General features: G+C 43.7%; 23 protein-coding genes. 7 read left to right on the top strand and 16 right to left on the bottom strand.

Annotated features, from left to right (window positions below):
• Positions 1–7: 7 nt before the first annotated feature.
• The 6 genes from LAY57_RS00530 to LAY57_RS00505 all read right to left on the bottom strand — a co-directional run bounded on the left by LAY57_RS00530 (position 8) and on the right by LAY57_RS00505 (position 5312).
• Positions 8–373 (bottom strand): four helix bundle protein, encoded by a 366-nt coding sequence (locus tag LAY57_RS00530; RefSeq protein WP_249064317.1) that lies wholly within the window; start codon positions 371–373, stop codon positions 8–10.
• A 54-nt stretch (positions 374–427) separates the two neighbouring features.
• Positions 428–1789, bottom strand: a complete 1362-nt coding sequence (gene der / locus LAY57_RS00525; protein ID WP_249064316.1) for a ribosome biogenesis GTPase Der — start codon at positions 1787–1789, stop codon at positions 428–430.
• Positions 1790–1925: 136 nt separating this feature from the next.
• Entirely contained in the window at positions 1926–2345 is a 420-nt protein-coding gene (locus tag LAY57_RS00520) for a type II toxin-antitoxin system VapC family toxin (RefSeq protein WP_249064315.1), read from the bottom strand.
• Positions 2342–2554, bottom strand: a complete 213-nt coding sequence (locus tag LAY57_RS00515) for a hypothetical protein (protein WP_249064314.1) — start codon at positions 2552–2554, stop codon at positions 2342–2344. Before LAY57_RS00515 ends, LAY57_RS00520 begins: the two co-directional genes overlap by 4 nt.
• A gap of 42 nt (positions 2555–2596) precedes the next feature.
• Positions 2597–3616 (bottom strand): hypothetical protein, encoded by a 1020-nt coding sequence (locus LAY57_RS00510; RefSeq protein ID WP_249064313.1) that lies wholly within the window; start codon positions 3614–3616, stop codon positions 2597–2599.
• Position 3617: 1 nt separating this feature from the next.
• Positions 3618–5312 carry an AAA family ATPase gene (locus LAY57_RS00505; RefSeq protein ID WP_249064312.1) on the bottom strand — a complete coding sequence of 565 codons (1695 nt, stop codon included), beginning with the start codon at positions 5310–5312 and terminating at the stop codon, positions 3618–3620.
• Positions 5313–5657: 345 nt separating this feature from the next.
• On the opposite strand from LAY57_RS00505, the gene LAY57_RS00495 reads away from it, so the two are divergent.
• The 3 genes from LAY57_RS00495 to LAY57_RS00485 are packed head-to-tail and all read left to right on the top strand — an operon-like array spanning position 5658 to position 8067.
• Entirely contained in the window at positions 5658–6128 is a 471-nt protein-coding gene (locus tag LAY57_RS00495; protein WP_338022329.1) for a DoxX family protein, read from the top strand.
• 3 nt (positions 6129–6131) lie between these two features.
• Complete coding sequence (locus LAY57_RS00490; protein WP_249064311.1) at positions 6132–7724, top strand: MFS transporter; 1593 nt, start codon at positions 6132–6134, stop codon at positions 7722–7724.
• Between the two features lie 37 nt (positions 7725–7761).
• Entirely contained in the window at positions 7762–8067 is a 306-nt protein-coding gene (locus LAY57_RS00485) for a hypothetical protein (RefSeq protein WP_249064310.1), read from the top strand.
• A 48-nt stretch (positions 8068–8115) separates the two neighbouring features.
• Here LAY57_RS00485 and LAY57_RS00480 read toward each other — a convergent pair whose 3' ends face one another.
• From LAY57_RS00480 to LAY57_RS00460, 5 genes are all read right to left on the bottom strand, one after another.
• Positions 8116–8484 (bottom strand): hypothetical protein, encoded by a 369-nt coding sequence (locus LAY57_RS00480; protein ID WP_249064309.1) that lies wholly within the window; start codon positions 8482–8484, stop codon positions 8116–8118.
• 226 nt (positions 8485–8710) lie between these two features.
• Positions 8711–8950, bottom strand: coding sequence for a DUF2283 domain-containing protein (locus LAY57_RS00475; protein WP_249064308.1), 240 nt, complete (start codon positions 8948–8950; stop codon positions 8711–8713).
• An 11-nt stretch (positions 8951–8961) separates the two neighbouring features.
• Positions 8962–9216: a DUF4258 domain-containing protein gene (locus LAY57_RS00470; RefSeq protein ID WP_249064307.1), complete on the bottom strand. Its 255-nt coding sequence runs from the start codon at positions 9214–9216 to the stop codon at positions 8962–8964.
• 7 nt (positions 9217–9223) lie between these two features.
• Positions 9224–11734: a tetratricopeptide repeat protein gene (locus LAY57_RS00465; protein WP_249064306.1), complete on the bottom strand. Its 2511-nt coding sequence runs from the start codon at positions 11732–11734 to the stop codon at positions 9224–9226.
• The gene (locus LAY57_RS00460) at positions 11731–12888 is read right to left on the bottom strand and encodes an ATP-binding protein (RefSeq protein ID WP_249064305.1); all 1158 of its coding nucleotides are present in this window, start codon (positions 12886–12888) and stop codon (positions 11731–11733) included. The genes LAY57_RS00465 and LAY57_RS00460 overlap by 4 nt, the downstream gene beginning before the upstream one ends.
• Positions 12889–12982: 94 nt before the next feature.
• On the opposite strand from LAY57_RS00460, the gene LAY57_RS00455 reads away from it, so the two are divergent.
• Positions 12983–13960: an SGNH/GDSL hydrolase family protein gene (locus tag LAY57_RS00455; protein WP_249064304.1), complete on the top strand. Its 978-nt coding sequence runs from the start codon at positions 12983–12985 to the stop codon at positions 13958–13960.
• 32 nt (positions 13961–13992) lie between these two features.
• Here LAY57_RS00455 and glsA read toward each other — a convergent pair whose 3' ends face one another.
• Complete coding sequence (gene glsA / locus LAY57_RS00450) at positions 13993–15015, bottom strand: glutaminase A (RefSeq protein WP_249064303.1); 1023 nt, start codon at positions 15013–15015, stop codon at positions 13993–13995.
• A 102-nt stretch (positions 15016–15117) separates the two neighbouring features.
• Between glsA and LAY57_RS00445 the strand changes: the two genes are divergently transcribed.
• Complete coding sequence (locus tag LAY57_RS00445) at positions 15118–16155, top strand: sodium:calcium antiporter (protein WP_249064302.1); 1038 nt, start codon at positions 15118–15120, stop codon at positions 16153–16155.
• Between the two features lie 98 nt (positions 16156–16253).
• Here the strand turns inward: LAY57_RS00445 and LAY57_RS00440 are convergent, their stop codons facing one another.
• A complete protein-coding gene (locus LAY57_RS00440; RefSeq protein ID WP_249064301.1) occupies positions 16254–16448 on the bottom strand; it encodes a hypothetical protein in 195 nt (64 codons plus the stop codon).
• Between the two features lie 301 nt (positions 16449–16749).
• Between LAY57_RS00440 and LAY57_RS00435 the strand changes: the two genes are divergently transcribed.
• Positions 16750–17067 (top strand): Mo-dependent nitrogenase C-terminal domain-containing protein, encoded by a 318-nt coding sequence (locus LAY57_RS00435; RefSeq protein ID WP_249064300.1) that lies wholly within the window; start codon positions 16750–16752, stop codon positions 17065–17067.
• A gap of 132 nt (positions 17068–17199) precedes the next feature.
• Here the strand turns inward: LAY57_RS00435 and LAY57_RS00430 are convergent, their stop codons facing one another.
• Positions 17200–17691 carry a 2TM domain-containing protein gene (locus tag LAY57_RS00430; protein WP_249064299.1) on the bottom strand — a complete coding sequence of 164 codons (492 nt, stop codon included), beginning with the start codon at positions 17689–17691 and terminating at the stop codon, positions 17200–17202.
• A 412-nt stretch (positions 17692–18103) separates the two neighbouring features.
• Between LAY57_RS00430 and LAY57_RS00425 the strand changes: the two genes are divergently transcribed.
• Positions 18104–19228, top strand: a complete 1125-nt coding sequence (locus LAY57_RS00425) for a site-2 protease family protein (RefSeq protein WP_249064298.1) — start codon at positions 18104–18106, stop codon at positions 19226–19228.
• Positions 19229–19437: 209 nt separating this feature from the next.
• On the opposite strand, the gene LAY57_RS00420 is transcribed toward LAY57_RS00425, so the two are convergent.
• Both LAY57_RS00420 and LAY57_RS00415 read right to left on the bottom strand, forming a co-directional pair.
• The gene (locus LAY57_RS00420) at positions 19438–20091 is read right to left on the bottom strand and encodes a hypothetical protein (protein WP_249064297.1); all 654 of its coding nucleotides are present in this window, start codon (positions 20089–20091) and stop codon (positions 19438–19440) included.
• Complete coding sequence (locus LAY57_RS00415) at positions 20088–20720, bottom strand: ParA family protein (protein ID WP_249064296.1); 633 nt, start codon at positions 20718–20720, stop codon at positions 20088–20090. The genes LAY57_RS00420 and LAY57_RS00415 overlap by 4 nt, the downstream gene beginning before the upstream one ends.
• Positions 20721–20887 lie beyond the last annotated feature (167 nt).

Raw genomic sequence — 20887 nt, 5'->3', positions numbered from 1 at the left:
TTCGATTTTAGACTTTAGACTTGGGAGTTTCGGTCAGACTTGTAATGGATGCTACCGTCATAGCTAAGATTTCATTTGTTTCTGACATCAAACTTTTTAATTGCTCGGCAGGCATTAATTCAGATTCGATTAAAAGCTCCATCCAGTATAAACTCTCATCGGTCTTCTCTTGTACGATTCTCAGTTTATCGACTAAATGGAGACTAGCTTCATAGTGACAAGCTGCCCGATATTTAGCACCTATAGATGTAGCCGATCGCAGTAACCGCTTGCCCATAAATTCAGCAGTTTGCCCTGGTGGCAAGGCATTTACCAGGCGAATAACTCTCAAGGCAAGCTGCTTAGTTCTAGTCTTAAACTTTTGCTTGTCCATAATAGATTTTAGGTTGTATGGTTAAATTGTATAACAATCTAAAATCTAAAATTTTTAGACGCGGGTAGCTCTGTTTTTCGTGGGGCCTTCTACTTCACGAGCTTTTTTACCGCGCCACAGCAATCGCAATGGTGTGCCTTTAAAACCTAGTTGTTTGCGGAATTGGCTTTCCATGTAGCGGCGGTAATTATCGTTGAAACGGACGGGATCGTTGACAAAGAGAGCAATGGTGGGCGGTTGAGTTTTGACTTGAGTGCCATAGTAAATTTTGCCCTGACGCCCTTGACGGGTGACTGGGGCAGAGTGCCACCTGATGGATTCTTGAATCACTTCATTAATCACGGCGGTAGTTACCCGACGTTGGTGTGCCTCAGCTGCGGAGTCGATCAAATCGAGAATCTTTTCTACACGCTGACCCGTTTTAGCGCTGACAAAAATACTTTCTGCCCATTCGGTAAAATGCAGTCGTTGTTGCAAAAGTTTTTCGTAGTCGTAGATTGTGTAGGAATCCTTTTCGACCGCATCCCACTTATTAACTACAATTACGCAAGCGCGACCTTCTTCAGCAATTCTACCTGCGAGTTTTTGGTCTTGGTCGGTAATTCCATCAACAGCATCTATTACTAACAAAACTACATCAGCGCGGCGGATCGCTTTGAAGGCGCGATTAATCCCAAAAAATTCCGGGCCATATTCAACGTTTTTCTTTTTGCGAATCCCCGCCGTATCGATCAGGCGATAAGTTTTATCTTCCCGTTTTACGACGGTATCGATCGCATCGCGAGTGGTGCCGGAAATCGGGCTAACTATGGAGCGATTTTCTCCTACAAAGGAGTTCAATAAACTCGATTTACCAACGTTAGGACGACCGACAATTGCAACTTTAATTTCGGTTACGTCTGGGATTTCTCCTACTGGCGGCAAGTAAGTAATTAGATCGTCGAGTAATTCGCCAGTACCGCCACCGTGAATGGCAGAAACGGGATAAGGTTCGCCTAATCCCAGTTCCCAAAATTGTGCGGCTTGAGTTAAACCTTGTTCTGGGGATTCGCATTTATTGACGGTTAGCAGGACGGGGACGGATTGAGTACGCAACCATACTGCGATTTCTTCATCTGCTGCTGTTGGGCCAGCTTGTCCATCTACGACAAATATAGCGGCACAAGCTTCTGAGAGTGCTGTCATTGCTTGTTCGCGAATCAGGGGTAGAAATTCGGTGTCGTCGTCGAATACTAAGCCGCCGGTATCGACAACGGTGTATTCGCGATCGCGCCAGTATGCGGGGCGATAGGTGCGATCGCGCGTCATCCCCGGTTGATCGTGGACAATGGCATCCTGTAAACCTGTCAAACGATTGACAAGGGTAGATTTACCCACATTAGGGCGACCGATAATAGCAACAATTGGCAGAGGCATAGTTCAATCCTGAGTCTTGTGCGAGTTTGGTTAGGCAGTGACTCAGGTTTGATTACTTTCCCCTCAGCCCTGTTTTTGCTCCAACATTTTATTATAGCATAATATATTCGGATACTATTTAATTAATATGAGGACTTTAGAACGTATTGTCTGGAGTCCAAAACACCAATGAATTAAACACACTAAAATCGCGATAATTCATTGTCCAAACTGGACAGCGATAGCGCAAAGCAGTCGAAATCACAGCCGCATCTTCTAAAGTACCGCGCCAATCCGGTAAATTGCTGACAAAAGCTTGTAATTCAAGCAGATCGACTTGACTAACAGAGATTAGGTAAAACCTCCTGACCATTAAATTGAGTCTACTTTGAGCAATGCTTGGACTAATTTTTCGCGACAGCCACTTGTAAACCTCAAAAACAATAGGTATAGGAATGAGTAGCTTGGTTTTTTGTCCTTGTAACTGGTTAAACCCCGCAACACATTGATTATGTTGCGGGTGATTAGGATGAAACAAGCCAATAATAGGGCTAGAGTCAATTACAATTTGTTTCAAAAAGAATCCTCCGAAAAATCTTCTTGATTAAGATGGCTGTCTTTAATCATGCCCGCTACTGCTAGCAATTCAGAAAGGTCTTTGTATTCCGGTTCAAATATTCCCAATCGTTCGCGCATATAAAGGATTAATCCTGACGGGGAATTTTCCTTGAGGTATTGTTCGAGTAGGTCTGCCAATTCTTCAGGCAGTTCAATTGTTCGTTTCATGATGGCGTACTTTAAGCGCTCCGACTTTATTATACAAATTAATTACAAATCTGGTAAACTTCGTACAGCCTGCTCAATTTTTGCCGCTTCCGAACAGTAAGCGATCGTAACATCTCGAACTCGCCGTGGATAGGGATCTTTTCTCTTATCTAAAAGCAGATCGAAGCCACGGGCGATAGATATAGCTACTTGATTCGTAATCAAATATCTATCATGAGGCATTTGATTAGCTTGGGTTTCCTTCTTGATAATTAATTTAAAGTTAGGAAAACTATGGGTGTGTCTCATTTCAGATTCAAATTGACGGAGTGAGGCAACAAAAGTACGTATTTTAGCTTGGCATATATTACGGGTGTCCAAACCACAGTATACCTCCAAGACACAACTCACTCCCAAGCGCGATTCTCGAAGGAACACATCAATAATCCACTCCAGCGTAAGTTTATAATTATCTCCTATTTGGCCTATATCAGGAGGTTGTAAAGCTGACCGACCGATCCAGCGATCGTAAATTTTTATATGCTTGGCATCTCTAAAAAGGGGTATGAAGATTTCCTGCTCGAATTTATCCTGCTTAGATTCGCCGTTGAGAAAAACGCGATCGACCTGTTTTAAATGAGATTCAAATAAATTAGAGATGCGATATTCAGCAACATCGATAACTTCAACACTTGGGAACAACGCTAACTGTGTCTCTGTACACTCTTTGCAACCATAACTAACCAAAATAGCTGGCGGCAAATATTCTTTACCTATCCTGATACATTGCTGGCATGGTTTGTTCTTGCAGATAGGTTTAAATACATCTGGTAGCGACAGTTCAACAAAGCGATTTTTCTTCTTAAGATCCTTCAAAAGTACCTCGGCTTTCTTCCTGAACTTAACTGGTAAATTGCCGATATCTTGAAACAGTGCGGCTTTGATACAGTTAGTTTCATCTAAAAGAACTACACCGTTTTTTTCTAGATCCTGAAGTAGTCCGATCATCATGCCGTAGTGAACGGATTGGTTCTCAGGATTGGCCTTTAAGACTGAGGGCAGAAGGATTGTTCGCACCAGCATATTATTGAAAAATCTCGTTAAAATCTTCTTCAAAAAATCCATCAGGCCACTCATCTATAAAGTCGCCTTCTTCGTCCAATCTTAAGTGCAAGCACTTCGAGCCTTCAGCACCACGGTCAACATAAATAACTGAGACATCTTCTGGTTTTAACTCTCCCTTACGGATTAATTTCTGAAGCCGCAGCATTAGATGTTCGCTGTGAGTTTCGATAATAAATTGATTATCGAAAGGAGACTTAATGCACTCTGCCAATAGAGAACAGAGTTCTGCTTGTAGGCGTGGATGAATATGGATTTCTGGTTGCTCAATTAAGATAGTTGTGTTGCGTGAAAGCATACTTTGCACAATGATTGGCAGCACTTGGCTGATGCCAAATCCCACATCCAAAAGGCTAACATTTACACCAGTGTATTTGTCAACTAAGCGGAGTGCGAAAACATCACTTAATTCGGATGTCTCCTTGTTAGTGTATGATGCAACTTTAAGTTCGTATTCCAATCCAAAGCGCTCCAGTTGTTCGTTTACCTGTTTCAAAAGCTCTGGATTCCTGAACAGGATGTCTGATAGCATCTTTCCAGACTTTCCTACTTGTTGGCTTGAGTTGCCACTTAAGATGTATAGTCGTTCTGGGTATTCTCGCAAAGGGCCTATGTAAATAAGGCTTTCTAGGAAACGTCGAAACATAGAACACCCCTGAAGGGTGATACCCAAAATGTCTGGTAGCCAATGACGTCTGTGATCCTGAAATAGGTATCGGATTTCTGGGTCAGGTAACTTTTCTGCAAGCAGGCCATCTGACGTGACGGGTAGGAAGTTTCGACAGATAATAAATGGATGCTCATACGCTTTTGAGAAATCCTCTATAAATTCCTTAAATTTGTAGTTATCGAAGCGTTTCTGCAACTGGATTAATTCGGTTATTTCCTTATTAAGTTTTTCTAGCTGTTCTTTTTTTCGCTCTGACTGTAATAATTGCGATGCTCGACTCTTTTTTTGCTTCAGATGGCTGTCAACCTCTGCGAGTGCGTTTTCGGCAATTTTCGAGCCGTAAATATCAAACCAAGCTTTCCAAAAGTTATAGTCATAGTTAATATTGTCTACTTTTAGGATAATCTCTCGCGAACCAGCACGCTCAATTTCCAAAACCTCTCGCTTTTCAGGTTTATAGATAACCACAGGGTATGACTCGTCTTCGAGGAACAATTCAACTGATAAAAAAACTACATTTGATGTCTGTTTATCATAGCTGAAAGCAACCTGCAACCCTAAAAGAGGAGCCTGAATCAGCTTATCTCTGAGAAGGTTTTCTAAAGCATTAGTTTTTCCCTGATTGCCAACATCGAAAACAACCTTGAACGAAAATGATTTGCTGATATCGTGACGATGGATAAATTCCCGATAGCCACCTAAATTAACAAGATTGCCTTTGGGGAGTAAAAGGGTTTCTGGGTTTTCTGCTTCCTGAAGAGTTTGTTTCAGCAGCAGCAGGGATTGCAGTACCGAACTCTTGCCGGAGGAATTTGGCCCATAGATGAGGGTGATGGGTCGAATCGGGATGGTTTCTGGCCCGGCGAATGCCTTAAAATTGGTAAGCTGGTATTCACGCAGCATGGTATTATCTCCGACCCAGCCTTGAGTCAGCACCGTAAGTTGTTCTTTTGAAATTATCTCAGAACGCGCAGAGATTATTTGCATCTACGCCAAGACAGTGGATTATAGGATGCGATCGCATCTGATTTTCAGGTGCGTCTGAGGGGATGAAGCTGGCTTTAAATGTGGCGGTGGCGGCAATTCTAATAGCTTTTTTAGGATTGCTAGCCTTTGTAAATGCGTTGTTAAACTGGTTTGGTACGCAGGGCTAAGGCATTCGGGAGCGAAAATCTTTGAGTAGAAGCGATAAATTATCGGCCTGAATGCGTTAGCCCTTACAATAGACCTCTTGCATAAATCCGAAAAGGGGGAAGCATTTGCGGATAAAAACTCTTATTTCAGCGATAAATCTGGGCGCAAATGCTTCGCCCCTACAGTTAAAAATCGACTTTGGCAAGAGGTATAATTTGTCGTAATCGCCTTGGCGGTTTTTATTTAACTCGATCGCACATTACCATCAAAGCTATGCAAAAATACATCCCACTGGTAGCACGAGCTTTTCTGTCTGCCATTTTTCTCAAGTCCGCCTTTGACAAGATTACCGACCCGGCTGGCACGCAACAGTATATGGCTGCGAACGGTATGCCCCTGACAGGTTTGTTTCTAGTGGCGGCAATTATTGTAGAACTGGTTGGTGGGCTATCGGTGTTGTTAGGTTACAAAGCTAAGTGGGGCGCGATCGCACTTATCCTCTTCTTAATTCCAGCCACCTTAATCTTCCATACCAATTTTGCCGATCGCATTCAGGTAATTCAGTTTATGAAGAATTTAGCGATAATGGGTGGATTGCTGATGGTGTATGATTTTGGCTCAGGGCCTGTTAGTTTGGATGCACGCACCAAATCTAAAAGTTTTGAGTGAGAAATGTTGATAAACGCATCGACAAATCATCCACTTCGCCAACCCCTATTTCGGGCGCTTTGGATCGCCTCAATTGCATCGAGTATCGGCACTTGGATGCAGAATGTCGGGGGGGTGTGGTTGATGACATCCCTCACACCTTCGCCGTTGATGGTGGCGCTGATGCAAACAGCAACAAGTTTGCCAGTTTTTCTAGTCGGACTTCCGGCGGGGGCGCTTGCCGATATTGTCGATCGCCGTCGCTTGTTGCTATTCTGGCAAGCTTGGATGCTGCTGGTAGCTATTTTGCTTGCGGTAGTGACGTTCTTAAATGTGACTACACCCTGGTTATTGCTAGGACTCACTTTCGCCCTTGGTTTGGGTGCGGCGATGAACGCGCCAGCTTGGCAAGCAATTATACCCGAACTGGTGTCGCGTGCGGATCTGCCAACTGCTGTGACGGTTAACAGCGCTGGCTTTAATGTGGCACGGGCTTTGGGGCCAGCATTGGGCGGGATTATCGTCGCAGCAGCAGGCCCAGGGGCGGTGTTTCTGCTGAATGCGGCATCGTTTGTGGGCGTAATTTTGGTGATCTACTCCTGGAAGCGATCGCCTCGCAAAAATGCCCTGCCCACTGAACGCACGATCGGTGCAATCCGAGCCGGAATAAGATATTTAAAGTATTCGCCAGCCCTGCGTACTGTGCTGGTGCGTACAGGTGTATTTATTATTTGCGGCAGTGCATTGTGGGCGCTGCTGCCCCTGGTAGCGAAGCAGATGGGACTGGGTTCGTTTGGATACGGGGTGCTGCTGGGGTGCATCGGTTTGGGTGCGGTAACGGGTGCTTTTGTGCTACCGAGAGTGCGGCAGAAAGTTTCCACCGATCTGCTGATCGTCAGCGCAACGGTAGTATTTGCCTCTTCCACACTGGCATTGGCTTATTTACGCAATCTGGGTTTGCTCTACGTGGCCCTGGTGGCGGCGGGACTGGCATGGATTGCGATTATGTCCAGTTTCAATGTGGCGACGCAGCTAGCCGTGCCGACGTGGGTGCAGGCCCGATCGCTCGGCGTTTATCAGTTGGTATTTCAGGGCGGTTTAGCGATCGGCAGTGCCATCTGGGGCTTAACGGCTGAGCATTTCGGAAACTCTGCTGCCCTTTCTGGTGCGGCAATTGGGCTGGTTGTGGGGCTAATAGCGGCGCTACCTTATCGGTTAATTGCTAGTGAGAAGTTGGATTTAACGCCGTCGTTACATTGGCCCGAACCCGTTGTAGCGATCGAATTAAATCCAGAGGAAGGCCCGGTGCTAATTACCATAGAATATCGCATCGACCCGGAGCGATCGCACGACTTTGCAGAAGCAATGCACGCTTTAAGCCGTGTCCGTCGGCGCGACGGTGCAATTCGCTGGAGTTTGTGGAAAGACACCGCCTTACCAAATCGCTACCTGGAAACTTATGTTGTCGAATCTTGGGCGGAACATCTGCGTCAGCACGAACGCATGACTGTCGCGGATCTTGGAGAGGAAGCGCGTGTTCGTGCTTTTCACATTGGCGACAAGCCGCCTCTAGTTTCTCATTTAATTTACGCTCATGATACTCACGGCGTTCGTTAATTATGAAGTGCGATATATGATAAGGAGACTTGGAAAAATGACGATTGGTTTGAAAACTCCTAGTAACTACTACATGGAACTAATTACCACATTTCCACCACGTCCGATTACTTGTGAAGTTGAGTTAACCGCTACTCAAAATCGGATTAATTCTATTTTGGATAAAAGGAATATTACCCAAGATGACCGCGACTACTTAAATGTGCTTGGCACTTTAGTTTATGATTACGAACAAAAACATGAAGTAATGCCTGTTTTGAAAGGTGTCAAGCTGCTGAACGCTTTGATGGTGGAAGATAATATGGCAGTAAATAAAAGACTTGGTTGGTATATGGGAAACTGAGGTACAGGTGTCTGAGGTACTGAATGGGGAACGAGAACTGACAGCAACTCAAATGCAAAATTTAGCTGAGTTTTTCCATGTTTCTGCTGCTGCGTTTTTGGAGTGAATATCGCCAGATGTTTCGCGATCGCTAGATTCTTCTTCCAGTAGTTCCTCTATTGTCTCCAAATGTCCTAAAATGTGAGGAATAGAACCATACTGGAAAAAATCAAAGATTTCTGTAAGTTTTTCTATTTTTGGAGATCCTTTCGCCACATCAATTATCTGCTTGGAAATGCTTTCCAAGTCCAAGCTAATTTCTTCGAGATTAAATAGCAATCGATCGAGCTTCTTTTTGCCAAGTTCAATTTCTAGTTTATCTCGATTTTCTTTGAGGGTATTGATTGCATCTCTTAGCGAGTATCGTTGGGAAAGCATAAGGTTAATTCGTTGCTAGATTTGCAGATAAACTCAGCCGCGATCGCACGCATTCTGCTATTGAGCATTTATAGCTAGGGACTAGGGGCTAGGGGCTAGGGGCTAGGGAAGAGGGAAGAGGGAAAAGCTTACTCCGTAAGGGATTATGGACTAAAGGTAACAGTTGGAGTTGGCTTAATCGCCCTGGCGGTTGCTATAACTGTCAATGCCGATTTGCCAAACAATTTCATTCCTTTAACGCTTCTTGTTTTAATTGCACAAAAGCGATATTTTCTAGCACAACAGAAGGTAGTTCGCCTTTCCCTAATACCTGTTTTGCATCTAAAATTTCAATACCTACGAGTAATTCCCCTTCGCCAATATCTAAAGCGATGTCTTCATTTAAACGTAAAGTTCTGCATTGACGATCGCCTTCAATTAAACTAATGTAAAGTGCATCAGCTTCAGAGTCGTAAGTGATTTTCATGGTTTCTATCCTCAAAGGTAAAAGGTATATACAGTAATAACAACAATTTCCGTATCTGTCTCTACAATAACTGGCGCTACCTGTTTAATTCGGTAAAATGTTCCCTGCCAGTCAGCATTATATTCAAAATTCTTACGACATATCAATCTATCCTCCTTGGCAGATTCTCTGCTGCCTGTCTGAACTACTTCTCGCACCTCCTCTTGATTCGTACCGCGCTGAGGACATCGTAGTAAAGCGTGTCTGGTAAACCGTATATTTTTCATATTCCTCTTATTTTACCTTCATATTAATCGGTTCGATCGCTCCCAACAAAGGTTCTAACAATTGTCGTTCTTCGATCGCTAATTCCAGCAAAACCCGCCGATCGCCTTTCTTCACCCGATATTTAACAGCAGTATTGAGAAGACGGAGGGGGATTTGGAATTCTTTATATTCACTTGTCAATTCTTGCCACACTTCAAGCCATGTTTGTGCTGCTTTGTCGCTAACCATTTCTGACATTAATGCAGGGATGCTTCGCACAATTCCCTGTCCTAATTCAGCAACGACTTGGTGCTTGTTGTAAATTTCTATTAGGGTGGAAATGCGCGATCGCCACATTTGTGTATGGTGAATATCATTAAACAAATTGCGGATAATTCCAGCCGTGTCGCCTGTATTTGGCTCCGAAGAATGGGCAAAGCGTTCCAGCGCGTCATCTAACGCTACACTACCTTCGTCCCAATGGTTTAGCATCAAGAGTGCTTGAGCGCGGTGGAAGAAAATCCAAGAATATTTTTCGTCTAGTTCGATCGCCTTATCGTAGGCTTCTAAAGCCTTATTCCATTTTTCTAATCGCTCCAGCACCCAGCCTTTCTGACACCAAGCCCAACCATAATTTAGGTCAAGTTCGAGCGCTTTGTTGTAGGAAGCCAAAGCATCATCGTAGCGTTCGAGTCCGCACAGAACCCAGCCTCGATTGCTCCAAGCCGACTCATCAAAAGGGTCAAGAGAAATTACCTTATCGTATGACTCCAAAGCTTCTTTATACTTTCCCAGTGCAGACAGTCTCCAAGCTCGTGTACTCCAAACCTCTATATTATTAGGGTTACCCTCGATTTCCCTGTCCAAGGATTCTAAGTCATCGTTTTCACCTTTTTTTTCTTTGTTTTTGAGATAGCAGCACTTCCAATCAAACAAAATTATCAGATTGCGCGGATCGAAGTTATATGCTTCGTCAAAGGATTCTAAGGCTTTATCATAGTCTTCTTGTTCGTAAAATACTTTACCTCGTCCCCACCAAACTATTGAATTATTCGGTTCAATCTTAATTGCTTCGTCACAGCATTCCAACGCTTCATTATAGCGTCCCAGAAAAAGTTTGGTAAATGCTACGGCTAAATAGTCTGAAGCATGACCGCGAATCTCTAGCAGTTTGTTTCCTTGTTTTAAAGCATAGTCAAAGTCTGCCTTTTTAATATGAGTTTCATATTCCTTCCACAAGGCTGGTACACGCTGATCTTCAGGTTCATTTTTTTCACTTTTCTTAAGTGCTGCCAGCACAATTTCAAACTCTGATATATTGTTTAAAGGTGACTTCAATTGCTCCTCTAATTCGTTCCGTGAATACCATTTTCGCAGAAAGTCTACGCATAAACATATCGGCTCTGTCCGCTTTTGTTTGACTTCCAAGCAAAGGCGCATCAGCGGATCTTGTAGTTCATAAAAATAGTTGTCTCCGATTGCTTCATAAATTACATACCCTTTTCTCTCAAGATCCTTAAGGTTACTAGAAGCTGTTTTATATTCCATTAAACAGGATTCCGCAATTTCTTGTATCGGAATAGCACCTTGGCGATCGCACAAAAACTTCACAATCTTTCTTTCTTCCTGCGAAAGCCACGCCATCCGCCCCTGATAGTATGGCGTCAGTTCATCCACCGTCCGATTAAACTGTTCGATCAATTCATCTAACTTCTTGCGAGTGAGAAATTCGGCGAATATAACATAAATGCGGTGGTTCCCACAAGCAAGGTGGTGGACTGCTTTGATGCGATTCCGTCCCGTTGGCGTTTGGATGAAAGATTCTAGTTCGCTATTGCCTTCTAAGTTGGCAATTTTCGTCAACAAATCAACAGCCTCATCTAGCTTTAACTTTTCTAAGTTATGAGAATTAAAAGTGCCATAGAAAGGGTAATCTTGCAACCTAACTCCATCAAATAAACTCTGTGCTGTTGCTAAAATTGTCAAAAATGAATAATTGTGAATATATGCCCGAAGTTGTTTTTGTCCAATATCACCCAAACCGTCAAATAAATCATCTAAGTTTTCTACCAGCAGCAGCAGGGTACGCTTACCGACAAAATCCTTAAGCAAAGCGGCGGCTGTATGTTCAGCCTCATCAGGCGATGATTGATAAATTGCCTCCAGTTCCTTAACTTTCTGATTTAACTGAGCATTATATTCTTCTGGATATTCTTTTTCAAGGGCCCAAAATATCCGTCGCAGGAACTCCAAAAATGATGTAACCCCCCACTCTTCCTCCGCTAACCACGCAATCAGCAATTTATCCCGCAAATCCTCCATTTTGGAAACCCGGTGATAAATCAGTGCTATTAAGTGCGTTTTACCAATACCCCGCATCCCAACTAACAGTCGGAAATGTTTATTGGCTGTTAGCGCACTTTCGCTGATTACTTCTACTAAATGTTGTGCTAAAGTTTCACGCTGGACAAATATAGTTTCCAGTGTTTCCTGCTTCATTAAACTGGGGGTGAAGCGAGATATGAAAGTGCTTGTCATACTGTTAGCCCTCTGGATAACTCCCAGTAACGTTTAATTAGGGGATAACGGAAGAGAAATTTACCGTTAGTTTCTTGAATTATGTAGTAATCACGCTGTAACAAGGTTATCACAGTCAGTGCTATTTCGCGGTCTTGTGTTGTTGGCTGAGACTTGAGACTATCGAACAATTCATTAAATGACAAAGGCTGGTTTGTAATCGCCAAAATATCCAGTAAATCTAAGGCATAAGGACGCTTTTCGTCATTGTAGTAAGTATCAATCCTCCTCCGATAGTGAACCATATCCCAACGATTGAGGGGATCTGTCAAGAAACCATTGACAATTTCACTGACGGTTGCTGCACTAACAACACCACCACGCGATTTTAATTGACTAACAATGTGGTGGATGTAGAAAGGAATATTATCCACTGCTTGTGCAATTTCGGCAGATGTTATCTGTAAATCAGGCGTAGAAATATTTTCACCTTCAAGTAACTGACGTGCTAACTCTGTCGCATCAGTTGAAGATAAAGGCGATACATCCTCAATGTACATATCATTGGTTGGGGCATTAGCATATCCTGCTTGTCTGAGAGAATCGATCGCATGATGCAAACCGATCGAACCTGTAAATACCATCCTAATTTCTGGGTGCATCTGACGGAGCGATCGCAAAGTATCCAGCACTTCCATCGCCGCCTCATCGCCGATATTACCCAACATATACGGTACTTCATCCCAAAAGAAAATTACCGTGCGCTCTTTATTTTCCACCAAATCTTCAATAGTTTGAGTCAGCACGTTTTTCCAGTGAGGAGCGGCAAAACTGGGTAATTTGAACCCCCTGAATTCTGCTCCTCCTAATTGCCTTAATAAGTCGCGTGTCCGCTTTGCTGTCCGCTTCAATCCGCCCAAATATTCTTCTACATCCTGCAAAACTACTTCGACGAATTCCAAGGGCGATCGCACTTTTTCTAAGTCATGATAAATAGGTAATTTATCTGCTGGCGCTTCTGCTTCCATCTTCTTAATCACGCAAGTTTTCCCCATTCGGCGTTCAGCACTCAGCACAAGACTCTGACGCTCCAAAATGTCCCACAATCGTTCAATTAAGCGATCGCGTCCGATCACTTCCGATGGCGCGACTTGTCCCCCAGGATTAGCTCTCATGTTCTATCCTTTATATGCTATTGTTAGATACTTATTTTGATTTTACTTTAAAATTAACGTATAGTGCCATCCGACTGGTATTAACTCAAATTATATGTCGATCAAAAGGTTATGGATAGCTACCGCCGGAGTAGCGATCGCACTAGCAATTATTTTTGTTTCTCCGAGCGGGATTCTAGCACAGAATTTCGATCGCATTTATGTGTTTGGCGATAGCCTCTCCGATATGGGCAATGTCTTCAAAGCTACCAACAAGAAAGCACCCACAAGTCCGCCCTATTTTCAAGGACGTTACTCGAATGGCCCTGTTTGGGTAGAATATCTGGCGTCTAAGCTCAAATTACCCCTCAATCTAAATAATAACTTCGCCTACGCAGGTGCTACTACAGGGGATTCTCAGGCATTACCTCCAGGAGTGCTAGCGCAGATCGATCGCTTTAAAGCCACTAATTCTGCCGTCGATCCGATCGCTCTTTATATTATATGGGCTGGTGCTAATGATTACCTTGGTGGTGCTACGGACACTACCGCACCAGTCAACAATTTAGTAAAAGCAGTTAAATCTCTTGCCGCAGTTGGCGCTAAAAATATCGTCGTGGTTAACTTGCCGGATTTAGGAAAACTTCCAGGGACTAGGATAATTGAACGTTCCAATTTACTCAGCAATTTAAGTAAGAAGCATAACTCCGAATTAGCTGCGTCTGTCAACGGTTTGCAGCAAAAATTAAGCGACGATATCAATATCACATATCTTGATGTTAATTCCCTATTTAATCTAGCTATCACATCTCCAGAAAAGTTGGGTTTTAAGAATGTCAAAAAACCCTGCTTAATCAAAGGCAGGATATGTGATAATCCAAATGAATATTTATTTTGGGATAACATCCATCCCTCAACTGCCACCCATAAGTTATTAGTAGAATTAACCTTTTCGGCATTAAAACCAGTACCAAAATCGACCCCATCGTTTATTCTAAAGTTCACGATTACATTAATTATAATTGTCTTATTTTGTGCTTTATGTTTGGTATCAATACTGAATTACAAAAAAGCTAAGAGAAAGAGAGCGTAAAAAGCGATCGCCAGCCCTAACCTTAATATTAGTTACTGAATATGCCCTCTATACAACATTTCCATAAATTTAGAACTACCCATCCCTGAATCAAACGTATGTAGCCCAAAATTGCGGGAAAGTTCTTCACAAACTTTCACCCCGCGAACACTATTACCGCGATCGTCAAGCAGTGGCGAAAACACTGCAATCCCAATTTGATTGGGAACGACAACAATAATTCCTCCAGAAATCCCGCTTTTAGCTGGTAATCCAACAGTGTACGCCCATTCACCCGCAAAATTGTACATACCGCAGGTGTACATGACGCTGAGAATATCTTTAATATAAGAACTATCTACGGCTCGTTCTCCCGTAATGGGATTGACGCCATTGTTTGCCAAAGTTGACGCCATCACTGCCAAATCGTGACAGTTTACCATTAAAGAACACTGCTGAAAATATAGGTCGATCGCCTCATCAATTTTTTCGTCAATCATGCCAAAATTGAGCATTAGGTGCGCCATCGCCCAATTGCGGTGTCCGGTAGTTCGTTCTGACATGAAAACCGATATATCTATAAAAACATCGTGGCCGATATATCGCCGGAACATATCTAGCATTCGGTTCAGGCGTTCGGTTGGCCCCGCACCTTTAATTAAGCTAGTGGTAGCGTTCGCACCCGCATTTACCATCGGATTGTAAGGTCTTTTCGATCGCTCATCAAGGATAATAGAGTTGAATGCTTCTCCCGTCGGTTCAACGCCAACTTTGGTCAAAACATAATCGCGCCCGTGTTCCTCAAGGGCCATCCCATATACAAATACCTTTGAAATGGATTGAATGGTAAATAGCCGATCGTAATCGCCGACCTCGAAAACTCGACCATCCACTGCGATCGCGCAGATACTGAACAAATCTGGGTTCACCTTTGCCAGTTCCGGGATGTAAGTCGCTACCTTGCCATCGCCTAGTGATTTGTACTTGAGATGCAGGTCGTTCAAAAAAGACTCAAATGGCGATGCGACAACCTCAGATGGGTTAATCTCTGCTTCCAGATTGTCTCCGTTTGCCATACTCTTTTAGATCTTGCCCTTAACGAATAACTCTTCTTCAAGAATATCTCTTATGAGCGGCAAACAGATTCTCAGACTAAAACAGAGAAACAAATCATATCAATGCTAGAATTTGGTAACGAGTCGCTCGCATTTAACATTGGTCTTTTCTTACTCTCAGCTTTAGCAATTGGCCTCAGCGGCTTCTGGATGACTGGGATCGCCGAGCGTTTAGCTGAAAAAACCGGACTGGGACAAGCCCTGATGGGGGCCTTATTTTTGGGATTTAGCACATCCTTGCCGGGGATTGTTACCTCAGTCACCGCCGCCTTGGAAGGCTATCCACACCTAGCCATTGGCAATGCACTAGGGGATATCGCCGTCCAAACAGCTTTTCTGGGAATTGCCGATATCACTTACCTGGAGGCAAATCTCGAATACGCAGCTGCTGACGCTGCAACATTGACGCAAGGAACTTTGCTGATAGTTTTATTAGCCATTCCTTTACTGACGATCGGTTATCCATCAATCACCTTTTGGGGAATTCATCCCGCCTCGATCGCACTCGTAGCCACTTACATTTTCGGGTTGCGTCTGGTAGCTGAGGCTCAAAATCTGCCGATGTGGAAACCACAGCAGACAAAGGAATCAACTGTCAAAGAACCGCAAGCAGAGGAGTCAGAAAGCCCCGGATTAATTAGTTTGTGGTTGCGTTTCTTTTTACTTGCTGCCGTTCTTGGCATTGCAGGATATGGCGTCGAACAAGCTGGAGTTTCGATCGCCAACTCTACAAGTCTTTCGGAAAATGCCGTTGGCAGCCTCTTCACCGCTATATCAACCTCACTGCCAGAACTCGTGACCACCATAGTTGCTGTCCAGCGCGGGGCTTTTACTCTGGCTGTCAGCGGCGTCCTGGGTGGCAATAGCTTCGATGTATTGGTTTTAGCTTTGTGCGACTTAGCCTATAGGAAAGGCTCGATTTATGAAGCTTTAACGCAAAGCGAACTTTTTGTGCTTGCCCTAACCATTCTGATGACTGGTATCTTACTCTTGGGTTTGTTGCGTCGGGAAGAACATGGCATTGGCAACATCGGCTTTGAGAGTTTTTTCTTGCTGCTGCTGTATTTATGTGGGTTTTTGCTGGTGTTTTTCTCCGGTTGAATTCCTGGGGCCGATCGCTTTAATCAGTTATGGAGGAAACCAATTTGGTTTCCTCCATAAGTCTTTTGATGGCGAATATCTTTTAAATTTTGGCTTGCTTAGTAGCTGTCTTGGCCCGGAACCTTATCAGCATCAGCAGCAGACAAAGCCTGATTGAGGGAGGCATCGCGGATAGCCTCCCACTGAATGAGGAGTTCAGAACCGCTGAGGTCACTAGCTTTGTAGCGCTGAATGGCTTGTTCCAGTTCTTCTAGAGTACTGAGAATGGGAATACTGTAGGTAAGCTCTGACATAGGGCAACCTTCAATTACGGGACTGATATTATTTTGACCTTACATACTTCTATTTTAATCAAAGCTGTATATAAACAGTATAAAATATAACATTTTGTATAACTTTGACTAAAAAGTTTAAAGTGATGCAAATCACAACTTAGGACGAGAGCGATCGCAAATCTGGGAGAGCTGCATCACGAGTAACCCTAAAATTTATCACAAATAACTCCTATTTGCATCACTGGAACAATTCATAACTGAGCGGATGATAAAGATATCAAAGAAAAACACCAATTTGAAATTCTTACCAAGGTCAGCTATGTCTTCCATCACCAGTGCTTCCCCACAAACAAACCTGAAATTTCAAGGCCCGATCGAAAATATCCTGCATCCAGTACGCCAGTGGCTAGAATCAATAGAAATCCAAGACTCCAAAGTAGCTAAGTTGTTGTGCAAACTTATCCCATCTCAATGTCCCTTTGAACGAGATATTCAGGTATTTGGACGTACACTTTTCCACATACCCCCGATGTGTAAACTGAATCCTGTCTACGACCAGTTGATGATGTTGCGTTTCCGCGCTTTAACTTTCCTAGCCGATGTTTGTGGAGAAGATATTACCCAATACTGCTGCTAAGTCAATCCATTTGGGATTTTAGATTTTATATTTTGGATTGAAGAATTGACCTCGCAGCCTGTACTGAATGCTTGGTTTGTTATTTTAAAGACTGAAGGACTTAAACTCAACTTGGCTGTCCGCCGACTCGATCTACCAAGCTTTAAGCAGCTTATTGAAAAAGGTAGTAATCGATTCTCGCATCTGGTACTTGCGATACCACTGCTGAAATGCTCTCTCGTATTCCTCGTCCTGCAAGTGAAAATTATTCCAAGTATTAAGACCAAGGGCTAATCCCCAGAATAATAAAATATAAAGCGACCAAGAAAGGTAGCCACCACTAACTAAATTCAGCAGTACCAAAAATGTATTGACGATCGCATACTTGCCTAAACTTTTCTTGAATCTTCCGACGCGGTAGGTGTTGAACGCCTGCCGCTTTTGCATTTCGCCCTGTAAGGCTAGCCACTCTTTTTCTGCTACCTCAAGATTTTCTGAAGATATTTCTAACTCAGTCGCAATTTCCAACAACTGTTCGCGGGTAAAATCCCCTTCGTAAGATTGCCGGGAGATAGCCAGATGGAGAATTTGCTGGATCTCTTCTTGGTTGTAAGAACGGGTAATTCTGGATTCGGAGACTGACATAATCTAGTTTGCTATCAAATTTTTCTCAAGTTTGGCGGTACTTCTTCTATTATGGCGAGTATCTAGGGTAAGCAGTGTCTACCCTACTACAGTAATTGGGGATTATTCCATTTTTGCAAATATATCTGTAGGGGCGTTCGCGAAGCGTGCCGGAGGCATTAGCATTCGGGCTGATAATTTATGGCTACAGCCAAAGACTTTCTGCCCGAATGCTTCGCCCCTACCCAAAACCTTAGCAGTAATTGTGAGCCATGCCCACCTTATGTACTGTTCGCTACGCACCGTTCGCTAAACCGAACCTTAACGGACGGCTACCACTATAGTTGAAATATTAAAAGCGTTGTTACATTCCGTTACAATCAAAGCATGAGAGCAAAACAAAACTCTCAAAGCTGAAATAAGAGGAGTCCTAATGAACGGCACTTTTCGCGTTGGCAATCTGTTTGGCATTCCCTTCAATATCCATCCATCCTGGTTTTTGATCCTGGGTTTGGTAACGTGGACTTATGGAAGCGAATTAGCGGCTAATTTTCCAGGATTGGGCGGGCCATTGCCTTGGGTACTGGGATTAATGACAGGGTTACTGTTATTTGCTTCCGTCTTAGCGCACGAATTAGGACACAGCTTTGTCGCCATGCGCCAGGGAATTGATGTTAAATCAATCAATCTGTTTCTGTTTGGTGGGTTGGCAAATTTAGAAAGAGAGTCCAAGACACCAGCTGAGGCATTTTGGGTAGCGATCGCAGGCCCAGCAGTCAGTTTACTACTATTCGGTATCTTCACAGCCATTGGCTTAGGAACAAACATTTCAGGGCCTTTGGCAGCTATTGTAGGACTGCTAGCCTCGATTAACTTGGCTTTGGCGCTATTTAACTTAATTCCCGGTTTGCCTTTAGATGGCGGCAATATCCTCAAAGCTGCTGTATGGAAAGTCACCGGCAATCCTTATAAAGGTGTTGTATTTGCCAGTCGCGTCGGTCAAATCTTTGGTTGGATTGCGATCGCCTCTGGTGTGCTGCCTCTGGTACTATATGGCAGTAGCGCTAACTTCTGGAATCTCTTAGTCGGTTGGTTCTTGCTGCAAAACGCCGGTCAGTCAGCCCAGTATGCTACAGTGCAAGATAAGCTCGCTGGATTGACCGCTGAAGACGCCGTAATACCCAACAGTCCGATTGTCTGTGCCAATATCTCTCTCAGACAGTTTGCTAACGATTACGTTATCGGTCAAACTACCTGGCAGAAGTTCTTAGTTACCAATCAAGAGGGACAGTTGGTAGGTGCGATCGCAGTTGAAGACCTCAAAACCGTTTCTCTCGAACTTTGGCCCCAAATTAAAGTCAGCGAAATAATGCGATCGATCGAACAATCCAACACTGTTAAATCAGATCGATCGCTGCTAGAAGTTGCCACACTCCTGGAACAACAAAATATAACTCAGCTACCTGTAATTCGCGATAACGGTGTGCTGGTGGGACTGCTGCTAAAAACCTCTATTGTCAACTTGCTTCAGAGACAAGCGCAAGCAAACCCAGCCTAACAATTTTAGATTGGAATGAATTTGAGATCTAAAATTAAAATTCCCCAGGATAACGAGAATCTCGACAATCCTGGGGAGTTTTGTTTGGTAGACAGGGGGGATAATTTTAAATCTTAGATTTTAGATTTCAAATTGAAGAATTTTATATTTGCTTTTCTTAAATTTGAAATTATAAATCCCTATCTCCTTTTGACTCTTTTACATCCTCATCAAAGCAACCAAGTATTAACGGCAAAGTCAGGTTCCTTAGTTCCCTCTGGTGCCATTTTTCCTATTTTCCGCTCTATTGGTTTGTAAATGGGTGTAATGGGTGCAGGTGTAATGGGTGCAGGTGTAATGGGTGCAGGTGTAATGGGTGTAATGGCTGTAATGGATGTTTTGATGTCTTTAGTCTCTTTTTTCAGAGCATTCATTTCTTCAATAAGCTTAGAATTAGCATCAGCTAGTTGCAAAGCTTCTTTTTTGGTTTGCTCAAGGTCTGCCTTTAGCTTATCAACCTGTTTTAAATCTTTTTGTAGCTTGTGGACAAGATTTTTTTGCTCAGTCAATTCAGATTGTAGCTCGATTACTTGCTGCTGTAGAGAACCTTCGTGTTGATGTGCTAGCTCAAGTTGGCTGGCTTGCTCCAAAGCTGCTTTCAACTCAACTATAGTCGCTTCTAACTCAGCCGTGGTTGTATCTGCCCCTTTAACAGCACTTTTATCGGGAGAGACTGTTGATAATTCTTCTACTGCTGGAGCATCTTGTTCTACAACTTCCTCAGCGGTGGTGTCGATCGCAGGTGTCTCTTCTACCTCTGGGGATTTTTGCGCCTCTTGGCGTAGCACATCTGAAACTGAAATCCGTTTTCTAGTAGCCATCATTTTCTCCAATCACGCTGTAATTCATTAGCCACGCGGCGGTAATCTGCTTGAGCTTCTCGTGCATTATTGCCTCGCCATTGAGTAATAGGTATCCCCTCAAGCGCTGCTCGTTCGTGGGCTTTGTAGGCACGGACAAAGGCATTGCAGGCGGGTATTCCTAACTCCATGAGGGTGTTTTGCGCCTCTAGGGCTTCTCCCAAACTTCGGGAATCCACCCTAGTCAGAAGCACCCGATGGGCAATTCCAACCGGCGTGACTGCTTCCCGTACTGTCTCAATCAGTACAGCCAGATCCATTGGCGCTGGTGGTGTGGGCAAAATAAGGTAATCTGCGATCGCCACAACTGCCGCTAATGCTTCCGAATGCAGCGCCGGAGGTGTATCCACCACTACTAAATCATACCCTTCTATCTTGCTTAAACCACTCAAAAGTTTTGGGTCTGTCTCTTGAGCTAAGTCAAAGCCCCATTTTTCCCGATTGCGCTCAACCCACCAAGTAGCAGAACCTTGAATATCTGCATCCACTAGAAGAACCCGTGTTTTCTCCGAGAAGGTGGCAGCCAAATTGACTGCTGTAGTAGTTTTGCCTACTCCTCCCTTACCGTTGGCGATCGCAATTATTCTTGGCACTGCTTGCTTCCGACGCTGACTTCACTTAGAGAAATATAGCGCTTTATCTGGAACTTCCGGCATTAGATTCATCTATTTTAGAACTTACCCTTTTCGTCCCCTAACCCCTTGCCCCCCTGACCCCCAGTACTGGGGGGAGCTGGAGCCAATGAGTCTCAAAGACTTCT

Origin of the sequence: Argonema antarcticum A004/B2 (assembly GCF_023333585.1) — a bacterium.
GTDB classification, from domain to species: domain Bacteria; phylum Cyanobacteriota; class Cyanobacteriia; order Cyanobacteriales; family Aerosakkonemataceae; genus Argonema; species Argonema antarcticum.
Note: the sequence above shows the minus strand (reverse complement) of the source record. Positions and strands in the feature narration are given on the sequence as shown.

Coding starts and splice junctions, on each gene's coding strand:
- LAY57_RS00420 (WP_249064297.1), bottom strand. CDS start 20,091: ATGATGGCTACTAGAAAACGGATTTCAGTTTCAGATGTGCTACGCCAA.
- LAY57_RS00530 (WP_249064317.1), bottom strand. CDS start 373: ATGGACAAGCAAAAGTTTAAGACTAGAACTAAGCAGCTTGCCTTGAGA.
- LAY57_RS00480 (WP_249064309.1), bottom strand. CDS start 8,484: ATGCTTTCCCAACGATACTCGCTAAGAGATGCAATCAATACCCTCAAA.
- LAY57_RS00445 (WP_249064302.1), top strand. CDS start 15,118: ATGCTAGAATTTGGTAACGAGTCGCTCGCATTTAACATTGGTCTTTTC.
- LAY57_RS00515 (WP_249064314.1), bottom strand. CDS start 2,554: ATGAAACGAACAATTGAACTGCCTGAAGAATTGGCAGACCTACTCGAA.
- LAY57_RS00475 (WP_249064308.1), bottom strand. CDS start 8,950: ATGAAAATCACTTACGACTCTGAAGCTGATGCACTTTACATTAGTTTA.
- LAY57_RS00455 (WP_249064304.1), top strand. CDS start 12,983: ATGTCGATCAAAAGGTTATGGATAGCTACCGCCGGAGTAGCGATCGCA.
- LAY57_RS00465 (WP_249064306.1), bottom strand. CDS start 11,734: ATGACAAGCACTTTCATATCTCGCTTCACCCCCAGTTTAATGAAGCAG.
- der (WP_249064316.1), bottom strand. CDS start 1,789: ATGCCTCTGCCAATTGTTGCTATTATCGGTCGCCCTAATGTGGGTAAA.
- LAY57_RS00425 (WP_249064298.1), top strand. CDS start 18,104: ATGAACGGCACTTTTCGCGTTGGCAATCTGTTTGGCATTCCCTTCAAT.
- LAY57_RS00440 (WP_249064301.1), bottom strand. CDS start 16,448: ATGTCAGAGCTTACCTACAGTATTCCCATTCTCAGTACTCTAGAAGAA.
- LAY57_RS00485 (WP_249064310.1), top strand. CDS start 7,762: ATGACGATTGGTTTGAAAACTCCTAGTAACTACTACATGGAACTAATT.
- glsA (WP_249064303.1), bottom strand. CDS start 15,015: ATGGCAAACGGAGACAATCTGGAAGCAGAGATTAACCCATCTGAGGTT.
- LAY57_RS00435 (WP_249064300.1), top strand. CDS start 16,750: ATGTCTTCCATCACCAGTGCTTCCCCACAAACAAACCTGAAATTTCAA.
- LAY57_RS00490 (WP_249064311.1), top strand. CDS start 6,132: ATGTTGATAAACGCATCGACAAATCATCCACTTCGCCAACCCCTATTT.
- LAY57_RS00505 (WP_249064312.1), bottom strand. CDS start 5,312: ATGCAAATAATCTCTGCGCGTTCTGAGATAATTTCAAAAGAACAACTT.
- LAY57_RS00430 (WP_249064299.1), bottom strand. CDS start 17,691: ATGTCAGTCTCCGAATCCAGAATTACCCGTTCTTACAACCAAGAAGAG.
- LAY57_RS00460 (WP_249064305.1), bottom strand. CDS start 12,888: ATGAGAGCTAATCCTGGGGGACAAGTCGCGCCATCGGAAGTGATCGGA.
- LAY57_RS00510 (WP_249064313.1), bottom strand. CDS start 3,616: ATGCTGGTGCGAACAATCCTTCTGCCCTCAGTCTTAAAGGCCAATCCT.
- LAY57_RS00470 (WP_249064307.1), bottom strand. CDS start 9,216: ATGAAAAATATACGGTTTACCAGACACGCTTTACTACGATGTCCTCAG.